The organism is Pseudoxanthomonas wuyuanensis, from assembly GCF_900215535.1.
In the GTDB taxonomy this organism is placed as follows: Bacteria; Pseudomonadota; Gammaproteobacteria; order Xanthomonadales; family Xanthomonadaceae; genus Pseudoxanthomonas_A; species Pseudoxanthomonas_A wuyuanensis.
The window spans coordinates 88,571-101,499 of sequence record NZ_OCND01000012.1; the positions used below are offsets into that span (position 1 = coordinate 88,571).

The following is a 12,929-nucleotide window of genomic DNA, read 5'->3' on the forward strand; positions in this document are numbered from 1 at the left end:
TGCGGCATCATGACCGGATGCAGGGGCCGCCGCACGATTTCCGCCTTTACCCTTCCAACGATCTCGATGTGCTGGCCGGGGTGCTGGCCAGCAGGTTGCGCGGCGGCGCGGACGATTGGTGGCGGCAGGAAGTGGTGCTGGTGCCGCAGTTCTCGATGCGCCGCTGGTTGCAGCAGACGCTGGCCGAGCAACTGGGCATCTGCGCCCACGTGGCGTTCCTGACCCCGGGCGAATTCGTCGATCTGGCGCTGGACGCCAATCTGGGCGAAGCGCCGCGCGGCGACCGGCTGGCGCCGGAAACGCTGCGCTGGCATCTGCTGCGCGAGCTGCAGGACGATGCCCCGGCCGAATTCGCCGGGTTCGCCGCCCACGCCGATCCGCGTTACCGGTGGTCGCTGGCCTGCGCCCTGGCCGACAGCTTCGAGAAGTACCAGGCCTGGCGCCGCGACCTGCTGCTGGCATGGGAGCGCCGCGCGCCGCGCGAGGACGGCCAGGCGACGCTATGGCAGCGCATCGGCCGCGGCCGCCGGCATCGCGCCAGGCGCATCGGCGAATACCTGCGCCGGTTCGGCCCGGAGGGCGCGGACGCGCCGGCCGGGCTGCCGCCGCGGCTGTTCGTGTTCGCCTGCCAGAACATTTCGCCCGACGTGCTGCAGGTTGTCGCCAGCCAGGCGCGCGCGGGCGAGCAGCACTTCTTCCTGCATACGCCGTCGCGGGTCTACTGGGGCGATCTGTCGCGCTGGGCCGCCGACTACCGCCCCGACCAGGACGACCGCTTCGGCGGCGAAAATCCCTTGCTTGCCGCCTGGGGCCAGGCCGGGCGCGATTTCATCGCCGCGCTGGGTGGCGGCGAAACGGTCCGCGCGCGGTTCGAGGCGCCGGCCTTCAGCGAACCGTACGACGACCAGCTGCTGGGCCGCCTGCAGACCGACGTGCTGGAGAACCGCGCGCCGCTGGCTGGCGAGGCTTCCGGCCGCTGGCCGCGCGCGCGGGTGGACGTAGCCGACGCCAGCCTGCAGTTCCACGCCTGCCATACGCGGCTGCGCGAAGTGCAGGTGCTGCACGATCAGCTGCGCGCGCTGCTGGAACAGGAAGCTTCCCACGGCCGGCCGCGCATCGATCCGCGCGACATCGCGGTGCTGATGCCGGATGTGGACGCCTACGCCCCGCATGTGGAGGCCGTGTTCGGCGGCGCGCTGGGCAGCGCCCGCGAGATTCCCTACACCATCGCCGATACCAGCCCGCTGGCCAGCGCCGCCGTCGCCGAAACCTTCCTGCGCCTGCTGAAGCTGCCGCTGCAACCGCTGACCTTGCCGGACCTGATCGACCTGCTGGCGGTGCCGGCGCTGGCGCAGCGCTTCGACATCGAAGACGCCGACCGCGCGCGGCTGCAGGACTGGCTGCAGGCCGCCGGCGCGCGCTGGGGCCTGGACGGCGCCGACCGTGCGCGCCACCTGGCGCCGCCGGCCGCTTCCGCGCCGGAAGGCGGCGGCGACCCTTCCGCGCGGGAAACGAACGGCTATACCTTCGAATTCGCGCTGGACCGGCTGCTGCTGGGCATGGCCAGCGGAGACGACGCGTTGATCGGCGGCGCTTTTGCGGGGGCGCAGCCGGCGGTCGCGCCATGGCCGGAGCTGGAAGGCCAGGCCACCGATTCCCTGGACGCGCTGGTGCGGCTGCTGGCGGCGCTGCGCGGCTTCGGTGCGCGCCTGCATGGCCCGCACACGCCCAAGCAATGGGCCAACCAGTTGGCCGAGCTGCTGGCGGCGGTGTTCGCCGCCGAGCCGCGCGAGGACGGCGAACGCGTCGTGCTGGAACGCCTGCACAAGGCGGTTGCCGACTTTGCCGACAGCGCGGCGCTGGCGGACTTCGAGCGCCAGGTGGCGCACAGCGTGGTGCTGGATCACTTCCAGGCCGAACTGGCCGGCAGCGATGCGCGCGCGCCGTTCCTGTCCGGCGGCGTCTGCTTCGGCCGCATGGTGCCCATGCGGCTGATCCCGTTCCGCGTCATCTGCCTGTTGGGCATGGAGGAGGCCGCGTTCCCGGCGCGCGATGGACGCGACCCGGTCAACCGCATCAACCAGGCGCTGGAAGGCCCGGACCGCCGCGTCGGCGATCCTTCGCGGCGCGATGCCGATCGCTATCTGTTCTTGCAGCTGTTTTCGTCGGCCAGCCGGGCCTTCTACACCAGCTGGGTGGGCATGGATGCGCGCGACGGCAGCCGCCGCGAACCCTCGGTGCTGGTGTCCGAACTGCTGGACGCCGCCGCCCGCTACCACCAGGGCGATGCGGAAACGGTGCGCGAACAGCTGGTGGTGCGGCATGCCCTGCAGCCGTTTTCGCCGGCGGCCTTCGGCGCCGCGCTGCCGGAGGAAACCCAGGGCGACGCGCGCCGCTTCAGCTTCGATGCGCGCTGGCACCCGGCCGCCGGCGCCGACACCGGCACCGGTCGCGCCGAATCGGAAGTCTTCGCCGCGGTCCTGCCGGCGCGCGAAGAAGAGGCCGGCAACGCCGTGTCGCTGGCGCAGCTGCGCGATGCGCTGATGCGGCCGCATGCGTTCTACCTCCAGGCCGGGTTGGGGTTGCGCCTGCCGGAAGAAGAATCGCCGCCGCAGGAACACGAGCCCTTCGGCATGCCCGATGCGTTGAGCCGCCACGGATTGCGGCAGCTGGTCTTCGACGCCTGGCGCCGCGCCGGCGCCGCGCCGGCGCTTGCGCCGCTGCAGGCCGGATTGCTGGCGCGCGGATTGCTGGCGCCCGGCGCCGATGGCCGGGCGGTGCTGCGCGGCATCGTGGAGGAGGTGGCGCCGTTCGCCGATGCGGCGGTGCAGGCGGGCTTTGCCGGCGATGGCGATGCCCGCCCGCTGGAACTGGCGCTTCCCGAGCCGGCGGCCGGCCAGTGCGTGTTGACCGGCACGCTGGACCGCGTGCATGGCGATCGCATGTTCCGCGCAGCCCTCAATCCCAACGGCCGCCACGGCGGTCACGCGTTGCGGCATGGACTGGACTGGCTTGCCGCATCCACCCAGGGCCTGGCCCTGCACGAGCTGTCGGCGGAAAGGAAGGGCGCGCCGCCGCGCATCGCGGTGCGCGATCCGCTGCCGCCGGCGCATGCGCGCGCGGTGCTGGCGGCGTTGCTGGCGCTGCGCCGCCGTGCGATGCGTTTTCCGTTGTGCTTCCTGCCCAAGAGCGGCCACGTCTGGTGGTCGATGGCGCAGCAGGACCCGGAACGCGCGCTGGATGAAGCGCAGAAGACCTGGGGCGGCGGCGAAGGCGATTTCGGCGGTCCCGGCGAAGCGCAGGCGGCGACGCGGATTGCCCTGCGCGGACGCGACCCGTTCCTGGATGGCGATGCCGACGCCCGCGACGCGTTCGAGCTGCTGTCGCACAGCATTTTCAGCGCATTGGAACAGGGCCAGCCCTTCGATGCGGAGGCGTTGCCGTGAGCGATGCCGTGTTCGACACCGATCTGCAGGCGCGCAGCCTGGTCGAAGCCAGCGCCGGCACCGGCAAGACCTACGCGCTGGCGGGACTGTTCGCGCGGGCGGTGATCGTGGACCGGCTGCGCGTGCCGCAGGTGCTGGCGGTGACCTATACCGTGGCGGCCACCCAGGAGCTGCGCGAACGCGTACGCCTGCGCCTGCGGCAGGCGGTGGAGCTGGCCGATGGCTGGCAGGAAGGCGATCCGGAAACCCATGCGGGCGACGCGGCGGAAACCGCAATGCTGCGCCGGCTGCTGCACCAGGCCTTGGCCGCCGAGCCGCGCGAATCGCTGCCGGCGCTGCGCCAGCGGCTGGCGCGCGCGCTGCGCGAAATGGATCTGGCGGCCATCGCCACCATCCACGGCTTCTGCCAGCGCGTGTTGCGCGAGCATGCGATGGACACGCGCCAGCCCTTGCTTGCCTCGCAACTGGAAACCGCCAACGCGCCGGCGCGCGAACGGTTGGCGGCGGATCTGTGGCGCGCCTTCTCGCGCGATGCCGAGGGTGCGGATTTCCTGCACCGGCAGTTCGGGCGGGTAGCGGACCTGGCCCGGGCGCTGCGCGATCTGCTGGCGCCCGAGCCGCTGTTGCCGCCGTTGCCGCAGGCGCTGACCGACCCGCGGCCGGCGCTGACGCAAGCCTGGCGGCAGGTTTGCGAAGCGTTCGCGGCCCATGGCGAGCCCGCCTGCGAAAGCGTCGGCCGCGCCATCGCCGATGCCGTGCTCAAGGCCAACGAGTACAAGGCCGATCATGTGGTCTCGCTGTGGGATTGGTTGCGGGCCGTCGCCGATTCGCCGGACCCGCCCCCGGCCGTGCATCCGAAGCTGCACAAATACCTGCCCGCCGCGCTGGAGAAAGGCACGCTGAAGGCCAAGGCGGGTAAAACGCCGCAGTCGCCGCTGTTTGCCACCTTCGAACCGGTCATCGACGCGATGGCGGCGGTGGAGCGGTGGCGGGAAGCGCGCGACCTGCAACAGCTGCACCGCCTGCGCGCCGATGCGCTGGGCCGCGAACGCGCGCGCAAGCAGGCCTTCAATGTGCGCGACTACGATGACCTGATCGGCGAACTGCACGCGGCGGTCGCCGACCAGCGCGCTTCGGGCGATCTGATTGCCGCGCTGCGCCAGCAGTTTCCCTGCGTGCTGGTGGACGAGTTCCAGGACACCGATGCGCGGCAGTGGGACATCTTCGCGCGCCTGTTCGGGCAGGGTGGCCTGGTGCTGGTCGGCGACCCCAAGCAGGCCATCTACCGCTTCCGCGGCGGCGACGTGAACACCTACGTGGTGGCGGCGCAGACCGCGCAGCAGGGCGCGGCGCTGGACCGCAACTTCCGTTCCCGTCCCCGCGTCATCCGCGCGGTCAACCTGCTGTTCGCCCACGCACCGCCGGGCGCATTGGGCGAGGGCATCGATTTCCTGCCCACCCAGGCCGGCGGCAACGCGACCGATGCGGATTTCCTGCTGGACGGGCAAGCCGCGCCCGCCCTGCATTTCCATAGCGTGCCGCCCGCCGACAACGGCAAGGAGTACACCAAGCCGGTGTCCGTACGCATGGCCGCCGACCTCTGCGCCTACGCCATCCTGCAACGCCTGCAGCAGGCCAGTGCCGGAAGCGCGCTGCTCAAGGACAGGCTGAGCAAGGCGTTGCGACCGTTGCAGCCGCGCGACTTCGCCGTGCTGGTGCGCGATCACCGGCAGGCCGCCGCGGTGCGGCATGCACTGTCGTTGCGCGGCGTTCCCGCAGTGGCCTCCGGCCGGGAAAGCCTGTACCAGAGCGAGCAGGCACAGGAGCTGCTGACGCTGCTGCTGGCGCTGCGCGCGCCTGGCGACGACCGCCGCCTGCGCGCCGCGCTGGCCACGCCGTTGCTGGGCTGGGACGCCGCGCGGATCGCGGCGCTGGACGAAGCCGGCGAACGGTTGCGGCAATGGCAGCAGTCGCTGGTGGCCTGGCGTGCGCGCTGGGAGCGGCACGGTCCGCAGGCGATGCTGGCCGAGGTGCTGGCGGCCAATGCCGAACGGCTGCTGGGCCAGGCCGGCGGCGAACGGCGATTGACCAACTACCTGCAACTGGGTGAGCTGATGCAATCGGCTGCCGGCCGCAACCTGGGAACGCAAGGGCAACTGGACGCGCTGCGCCACGCCATCGCCCACGCCGATGGCGAAGATGAAGCGCAACAGCCGCGGCTGGAATCCGACGCCGGCCGCGTGCAGATCCTGACCCTGCACAAGAGCAAGGGCCTGGAGTTCCCGCTGGTCTATCTGCCCTTCGTCGGCATTGGCCGGCAGGAGCGGGTTGCCGGCCTGGCGATGTATACCGATGCCAGCGGCCAGCGCGTGCGGCAATGGCCAACGACGCAGACCTTCGCCGATGCGCCCGCCTGGGCCGATGCCAGGCAGGCGCACTTGGACGAGGAAAGCGCCGAGGACATGCGGCTGCTCTATGTCGGCCTGACCCGCGCCAGCCAGGCGCTGTGGCTGTGCGGCGGGCCGCTGTCGCAACACCGCAACGCCTCGTTGCATCGCCTGCTGCAGGGGGCGTCGCCGGCGCCGGAAATGCAGCAGGCGCTGGGCGGCATCGCCGTCCTGAGCACGGGCCTGCCGCCGGCGGGTTCGCCCGGGCGCCTGCCCGCCGCGCCCGCGCAGGCGGTGCCTGCGCCCCGCCCAGCCTTGCGCCGGCTGTATCGCGACTGGTGGATACACAGCTTCAGCCAGCTGCACAAGCAGCAATCGCATGGCGCCAGCGCGCTGGTCGAAGCGCGTCCGGCCGACGACGAAGCGCCGCTGGCCACCGCGCTGCCGCGACCGCGCCAGTTCGGCGGTTCGCGCTTCGGCAATACCCTGCACCACGCGCTGGAACGCGTCGACTTCGCCGCCTGGCGCGGCCATGGCGGCGACTGGCCGCCGCCCGCACAAACGCAGCCGCTGGTCGATGCCCTGAACAGCCAGGGCTATCCGGAAAAGCTGCACGAAGCCGGCATCCGCGAACTGACCCCGCTGATCGCGCGCACCCTCAACGCGCCGCTGCCCGAAGGCGTCAGCCTGTGCGAGCTGCCGCCGCAGGCGCGCATTGCCGAACTGGAATTCCACCTGGCCCTGCGCGGCGCCACCACGCAGGCCTTCGTCGAACTGCTGCACCGGTACGGCGTGGCGGGCGACCGCCAGGATTTCGGCGTATGGACGCAGCTCGCCGGCTTGTTGAACGGCAAGATCGATCTGACCTACCGCCACGCCGGCCGCGTCTACGTGCTGGACTACAAGTCCAACGACCTGCCTTCGTACGACCCGGCCGCGCTGGCGCAGACCATGGCGTCCAGCGAATACGACCTGCAGGCGCTGCTCTACACCCTGGCAGTGCATCGCTGGATGCAGTTGCGCCTGGGCAAGGGTTACGACTACGAGCGCGATTTCGGCGGCGTGCGCTACCTGTTCTGCCGCGGCCTGGATGATGCCGATCCCGCGCGCGGCGTGTTCGTGCCGCAGTTTCCGCGCGCGCTTATCGAAGCGGCCGATGCCTTGCTGGTGCCGCCGCTGGAGTCCGCCGCATGAGCGCGCTGGCGTCGCTGTCCGTTTTCGGCGACCGCCTGCGCGCCGTCGATCTGGCCCTGGCCGACGCGCTGCGGCGGCTGGATCCGCACACCGACGAGCGCGTACTGCTGGGCGCGGCACTGGCGTCGCTGGCGGTAAGCGCCGGCCATGCGGCGTTCGATCCCGCGCGGCCGCACTGGTTGCTGGGCCGCAGCGAGGATCTGCCGGACGCCGGCGACTGGATCGCCGCCTGGCGCGCATCGCCGTGGGTCAGCGAACCGGGCGCCGGGGACATCGCGGCTCCTGCCGCGCCGCTGGTGCTGGAAAACGGATTGCTGTACCTGCGCCGCTATCGCGAATACGAACGCGGGCTGGCCGCAGGTTTGCGGCGGCTGGCGGCGCAGGCGCCGGCGGACAGCGATATCGCCGCCGCGCAGCCGTTGTTCGCGGATCTGTTCCCGCAGGCCCGGCAGGGCGACCGCCAGGCGCGTGCGGCGGCGTTGTCGCTGCTGCAATCGTTGCTGCTGATCACTGGCGGTCCCGGCACCGGCAAGACCACCACCATCGCGCGCCTGCTGTTGCTGCTGGTCGCGCAAGCCGCCGCGCACGGCAGGGTGCCGCGGATCGCCCTGGCCGCGCCCACCGGGCGCGCGGCCGACCGCATGTCCGAAAGCCTGCATGCGGCCCTGGCGAAACTCGAAGGACTGCCCAGCCTTCGTCCCGAATGGCCGGCGGCATTGCCGCAACGGGCCAGCACCCTGCACCGCTTGCTGGGCAGCCGGCCAGGCAGCCCGCAGTTCCGCCATCATGCCGGCCATCCATTGCCGTTCGACATCATCGTGGTGGACGAGGCCTCGATGGTGGACCTGCCGCTGATGGCCAAGCTGGTGGACGCGGTGCCCGACGGCGCGCGCCTGATCCTGCTGGGCGACCGCGACCAGCTGCCCTCGGTGGAAGCCGGCGACGTGCTGGCCGCCATCGGCGATGCGGCCGGCGACGGCGACGCATTGCCGGAGGCGCTGGGCCTGCGGTTGGCGCCGTTGCTGGGGCCAGTCCCTGATAGGAGCGACGTAAATCGCGACTTGAAAGCCACGGCCGCCAGAGATATTCCGACGCAGGTGGATCTGTTCGCAGAAGAGGAGACCGGGAGTTCCAACACTACGGTCGCGACTTACGTCGCTCCCACAGATGACGCACCGCCGCTGGCCGGCCACCGCGTGCAACTGCTGCGCGGCTATCGCCAGTCCGAGGAACTGGATCTGGCGCCGCTGGCCGATGCGGTGCGCACCGGCGATGCCGATGCCGCGCTGTCGCTGCTGCGCGGCCGCTCCCTGCGCGGCGTGGAGTTCCACCAGGACGCTGCCGGCCCGCTGGCCGCTGCCACCCGGTCCGAGCTGCTGGCGCACTGGCGCGGCATGGCGGCGCAAACCGATCCGGCCGCCGCCCTGGCGTTGGCCGACCGCCTGCGCCTGCTGACCGCGCTGCGCGAAGGCCCGCAGGGCGCGGCCACGTTGAATGCGCAGATCGAGGAAGCCCTGGCGGGCGTCCAGCGCGAGACCTACTTCCATGGACGCCTGCTGCTGATCACCGAGAACAGCTACCGGCATGGACTGTTCAACGGCGATGTCGGCATCTGCCTGCGCCAGCCGGACGGCGCCACCGCGGTGTTCTTCCCCGGCGGCGAAGGCGTGCGCGGTTTCCACCCGGCCGCCTTGCCCGCCCACCTCAGCGCCTTCGCGTTGACCGTGCACAAGGCGCAGGGCTCGGAGTTCGACCAGGCATGGGTGGTGCTGCCGCGCCAGGATGCGCGCACGCTGACCCGCGAACTGCTCTACACCGCCATCACCCGCGCGCGCCGCCAGGTGCATCTGTTCGCCCACCCGGACATCCTGCGCGTCACGCTGTCGCGCCAGGCCCAGCGGATCGCGGGCCTGGCGGAAAGACTGGGCTGATGCGGCGCGCGTGGCGGCGATGGATCATGTACACCGCCCCATCATGTGAGGAACGGAAATGCGCCAGGAAAAAGTCTTCGCAATGGAATTCGCCCGCCTGTACCCGCTTTACCTCAAGAAGGTCGAAGCCAAGGGTCGCAGCAAAGAGGAACTCGACCAGGTCATCGGCTGGTTGACCGGTTACAGGGATGAAGGGCTGCGCCGCCAGATTGAAGCCGGCAGCAGCCTTGAAACCTTCTTCGCGCAGGCGCCGCGGTTCAATCCCAATGCCGCGCTGATCAAAGGCGTGGTATGCGGGATCCGGGTGGAAGAGGTCGAACACCCGCTGATGCAGAAGATCCGCTACCTGGACAAGCTGGTCGATGAGCTGGCAAAGGGGAAGGCGCTGGAGAAGATTCTGCGCAAGTGACCCTTCCGTGCATTCGGGGGGACTTCGCGTGCGCATCAAGCGGATATTCCCGGCAGCGGCAAATTGCTTGCCGCAAAGCGTGGTTTACCGATCCGGATCGATAACGCCCCGCATCAGCGCAATCTCGCCCGCAGGCGCGCCCAGCGCGCGCGCGCGGGTCTCCCAGCCGCGCACCGCCGCGCGCACATGTTCGGCCAACGCAGCCGCGGTGTTCCTTGAGAGGCGGTAGTAGTCGGCCGTGGCCAGCAGCAGGCTCGAATCCGGCGATGGGTCGCTGCCATCGATTGCGAGCACATGGTGATCCTTGTCGGGATTCGGGTTGACATCGAAAGCCGGCGACAGTCGCCAGCCATCGCCAGCGCGCAGGAAGCCGTGATTGCGCAGGTGATCGTCGCGGTTGCCGATCAGGACATTGAACAGGACTCGCCGGAACAGCTGTTCCAGGTCGCTTGCGATCTGCGTGGAGGTGCCGCTGGTTTCGATGACCTGCACCAGATCCAGGTAGCTGTGCCCCTCGCTCTCGCTGACGTCCAGCTGGGTCATGGCCGAGGAGAACATGCGGCGCGAGGTTGATGTGCGGTCGAAGCGCTGCACCGCGTAGGTGTGGCCGCGATCCGAGAACTGCATCAGCCGTGCTTCGGGCATGTCGATACCGGCGTCGAGCGAGAGCTGGTAAGCCAGGAACTCCCACAGCCCCACGTTGACGCGGTCATCGTTGGACGGGAACTTGGCCAGCCACAGCTGCCCCGCCGGGTCGCGGAAGCTGGCTTTCGGCCTGGCGCCGCCCAGTGAAGCGCCAGGGGCCACGATCTGCTTGATCCAGCGGACCATCTCGTCCGTCAGGTCGGCATCGGCGCGTTCCACATGCGCGGCGATCGCCTCGAGCTGACGCAGGTCGGTGACTGGCGGCGCGCTGAGCGTGCGATCGTCCACGTAGCGTCCGGAAGCCGGATCGACCAGGCGCAGCGCCCCCATGCGCGACTCGTCATTGACGCCCACCAGGTAATCCCAGGCGCGCAGGCTGCGCACTCTGCGCTCCTGCTCGCGCGCCTCGACGGCCTCGCGGCGGTCCATCAGGCGCTTGCCCCAGCGGTCGGGGGAGCAGTCCTGGAAGGCGCCCGACAATTCGTTGGCGCCGGCTCTCGCATATTGCGGGCCTGTACCGAAGTAGAACTCGTGATCCAGCGGAAACGCCGCCACCGGCCCGGCGCTGGCCAGCCAGTGCGGGTCGTACTCGAAGCTGATCGTGTCGCCGGTCCGGCTGGCGGTCTTCGACAATTGGCCAACCAGAGCGGAGCCGCCGAGGGATGCATCGTCCATCCAGACTTCCACGCGGTTCACGGCTTGGGTGTCCGTGACCGTGGCGGGGCGTTGGTGCGCCGGAGCGCGTTGTCCTGCAGCTCGCGACCCAGCGTGTCCTGCGCGGCAATCAGATCGATGTCGCCGCCCAGGCCAAGCGCGGTCAGCGCCCGCAGCACGGTGGCCAGACTGGTCGACGGATCGCCGTTCTCCAGTTTGGCGAGGGTCGGCACGCTGACCCCCACGCGCTCGGCCAGCACTTCCTGGGTCATCGAGCGGCGCATCCGGGCGGCGCGCAGGCGCTGGCCCAGCGCCTCGATCTGGCGCTGCACACGGGGATGGGTGGGAGGGGTTCGCTTCGCCATGCCAAATTAAATTACAGTTCCTGGCCGGAAACGCAAGTTAATTTTGGATTTTGTCGACTTTCCTGTTCAGCTCGTAGCCCAGGTAACCCCGGACTTGATCCGGGGCACCGGGGCGCTTCACACGGAAAGCCAGGCTCCTCGGGTGGCATTCGACCTTATCCGGGTACTTGCTTGCGGTCAGCTTGTCGTAGGGCGGGTCTTGACCCGCCTTCCGGGACGTCGTCCTCCTGCAAGGAGCTCGCGCCGGGGACGGCGCTCCTAACCTGGTCATTGGACCAATCAGTTCACTTTCCCGAACGGGACAAAAACGTTGACGAAAGCCCGTTTCTCTGTAAATTTACCCGTTCGGTATAAAGCAGTTTGTTCGTAACCCATGGACAACCAATTTTCCCGTTCGGGACAAGGCTGGTCAGATACGCCACTCAGTATCGGGGCCGCCGTGCGCCAGGCGCGGCGCAGCCATGGTTTGACCCAAACCCAACTGGCGGGGTTGGCCGGCACCGGGCTGCGCTTCATCAGTGAACTGGAACGCGGCAAGCCCAGCGTAGCGCTGGACAAGACCTTGGCGGTCCTGGCGGTGCTGGGTCTGCGCCTCCAAATCAGCGCCGCCAAGCCATGACCGATTCCTTGCAAGTCACGCTGTTCGATCAGCCCATCGGCGACCTTGCCATCACCGGCGCGCAAAGTCCGGAAGACTGGCATTTCACTTACCAACCCGACTACCTGGCCTCGTCGGCGCCGGTGCCGCTATCGGTTGCATTGCCTCTGCAAGCGGATTCCTATCAAGGCGCAGCGGTTCGCAACTGGTTCTGCAATTTGCTGCCCGAAGGTGGGGTGCGCGACGCAATCGCCGCCCGGCTGCGCATTGCGCCCAGCGACGACTTCGCCTTGCTGGCGGCTATCGGGGGCGAATGCGCCGGTGCGGTGAGCATTCAGTCGCCAGGCCCGCGAGCCGAACTTCCGCAAGACGAAGAAAATGATCTGGAAACGCTGCTGTACCTGCAGGGCGAAGACGCGGGTGAAGGCGCTTGGGCCTTGCTTGGAACTCCGCTGCGGCTGTCCCTGGCCGGGGCCCAGGACAAGATCGCGGTCATCGCCGAACCCGATGGCCGGCTGCGGCTTCCGGGCCGCAATGAACTCAGTACCCACATCGTCAAACCCGACAGTCGCCGATTCCGCGGACTGCGCGATCTGGAAGCGCTCGGCCTGGCGTTGGCCCGCGCGGTCGGCTTGCCGGTTGCACCGTCCCGCCCTGTGGAGGTCATGGGCCGTCCGGCGCTGTTGATCGAGCGCTACGACCGTACAACGGACGGCCGCCGAACCCAGCGCCTGCACCAGGAGGATTTCTGCCAAGCCTTGGGTTACCCGGGTGAAATGAAATACGAAAGTCAGGGAGGCCCTGGACTTGCCCGGTGCTCCGCGCTGATTCGCCAGCTAGGCCTGGGCCCGGCTGCCGTGCAGGGACTGCTGGACTGGGCGGTATTCAACGCCCTGATCGGTAACGCTGACGCCCATGCCAAGAATCTGGCACTGCTCTGCGATCGCCAAGGCTATCGCCGGCTGGCGCCGTTCTACGACCTGGTTCCCACCGTAGTTCTACCCGAGTCCCTGATCACGCGCGCGCCGGCACTACGGATCGGCGCGGCCGCTCGCATCGAGGCAATCACTGCCCAGGACTGGCGCACGTTCGCTGCCCAGTCGCAGTACGCACCTCGTTTCGTACTGAACCGGGTCGCCGGCATGGCCAATGCGCTACTGGATTGCCTCAATGCCGTAGGCGACCAACTCATCGAACAGGGCTGCGATGGCAAGCGCATCGCCAGTGCCACCCAGCTCATCGCAAACAATGTCCGCCAATTGCAGGCATTGGCTTCGGCTTGACAGCAATTGCATCGGTC

8 protein-coding genes are annotated in these 12,929 nt (G+C 69.4%); 6 read left to right on the plus strand and 2 right to left on the minus strand.

Annotated elements, in window-relative coordinates:
- The first annotated feature begins 17 nt into the window (after positions 1-17).
- The 4 genes from recC to CRO39_RS18665 are packed head-to-tail and all read left to right on the plus strand — an operon-like array spanning position 18 to position 9,367.
- Entirely contained in the window at positions 18-3,446 is a 3,429-nt protein-coding gene (gene recC / locus CRO39_RS18650; protein ID WP_097123482.1) for an exodeoxyribonuclease V subunit gamma, read from the plus strand.
- Positions 3,443-7,027: a UvrD-helicase domain-containing protein gene (locus tag CRO39_RS18655; protein ID WP_097123483.1), complete on the plus strand. Its 3,585-nt coding sequence runs from the start codon at positions 3,443-3,445 to the stop codon at positions 7,025-7,027. Before recC ends, CRO39_RS18655 begins: the two co-directional genes overlap by 4 nt.
- Positions 7,024-8,958: an exodeoxyribonuclease V subunit alpha gene (recD, locus tag CRO39_RS18660; protein ID WP_097123484.1), complete on the plus strand. Its 1,935-nt coding sequence runs from the start codon at positions 7,024-7,026 to the stop codon at positions 8,956-8,958. The genes CRO39_RS18655 and recD overlap by 4 nt, the downstream gene beginning before the upstream one ends.
- A gap of 58 nt (positions 8,959-9,016) precedes the next feature.
- Positions 9,017-9,367 (plus strand): DUF2200 domain-containing protein, encoded by a 351-nt coding sequence (locus tag CRO39_RS18665; RefSeq protein WP_097123485.1) that lies wholly within the window; start codon positions 9,017-9,019, stop codon positions 9,365-9,367.
- Between the two features lie 84 nt (positions 9,368-9,451).
- Here CRO39_RS18665 and CRO39_RS18670 read toward each other — a convergent pair whose 3' ends face one another.
- Positions 9,452-10,687 carry a type II toxin-antitoxin system HipA family toxin gene (locus CRO39_RS18670; RefSeq protein WP_141400861.1) on the minus strand — a complete coding sequence of 412 codons (1,236 nt, stop codon included), beginning with the start codon at positions 10,685-10,687 and terminating at the stop codon, positions 9,452-9,454.
- 17 nt (positions 10,688-10,704) lie between these two features.
- Positions 10,705-11,031, minus strand: coding sequence for a helix-turn-helix domain-containing protein (locus CRO39_RS18675; RefSeq protein WP_097123487.1), 327 nt, complete (start codon positions 11,029-11,031; stop codon positions 10,705-10,707).
- Between the two features lie 373 nt (positions 11,032-11,404).
- Between CRO39_RS18675 and CRO39_RS21320 the strand changes: the two genes are divergently transcribed.
- Entirely contained in the window at positions 11,405-11,650 is a 246-nt protein-coding gene (locus CRO39_RS21320; protein ID WP_097123488.1) for a helix-turn-helix transcriptional regulator, read from the plus strand.
- Positions 11,647-12,912 (plus strand): type II toxin-antitoxin system HipA family toxin, encoded by a 1,266-nt coding sequence (locus tag CRO39_RS18685; protein WP_097123489.1) that lies wholly within the window; start codon positions 11,647-11,649, stop codon positions 12,910-12,912. The genes CRO39_RS21320 and CRO39_RS18685 overlap by 4 nt, the downstream gene beginning before the upstream one ends.
- The last annotated feature ends 17 nt before the right edge of the window (positions 12,913-12,929 follow it).

What these genes read in the sequence shown, in the direction of transcription:
- recC (WP_097123482.1), top strand. Translation starts at nt 18, where the DNA reads ATGCAGGGGCCGCCGCACGATTTCCGCCTTTACCCTTCCAACGATCTC.
- CRO39_RS18685 (WP_097123489.1), top strand. Translation starts at nt 11,647, where the DNA reads ATGACCGATTCCTTGCAAGTCACGCTGTTCGATCAGCCCATCGGCGAC.
- CRO39_RS18665 (WP_097123485.1), top strand. Translation starts at nt 9,017, where the DNA reads ATGCGCCAGGAAAAAGTCTTCGCAATGGAATTCGCCCGCCTGTACCCG.
- CRO39_RS18670 (WP_141400861.1), bottom strand. Translation starts at nt 10,687, where the DNA reads ATGGACGATGCATCCCTCGGCGGCTCCGCTCTGGTTGGCCAATTGTCG.
- recD (WP_097123484.1), top strand. Translation starts at nt 7,024, where the DNA reads ATGAGCGCGCTGGCGTCGCTGTCCGTTTTCGGCGACCGCCTGCGCGCC.
- CRO39_RS21320 (WP_097123488.1), top strand. Translation starts at nt 11,405, where the DNA reads ATGGACAACCAATTTTCCCGTTCGGGACAAGGCTGGTCAGATACGCCA.
- CRO39_RS18675 (WP_097123487.1), bottom strand. Translation starts at nt 11,031, where the DNA reads ATGGCGAAGCGAACCCCTCCCACCCATCCCCGTGTGCAGCGCCAGATC.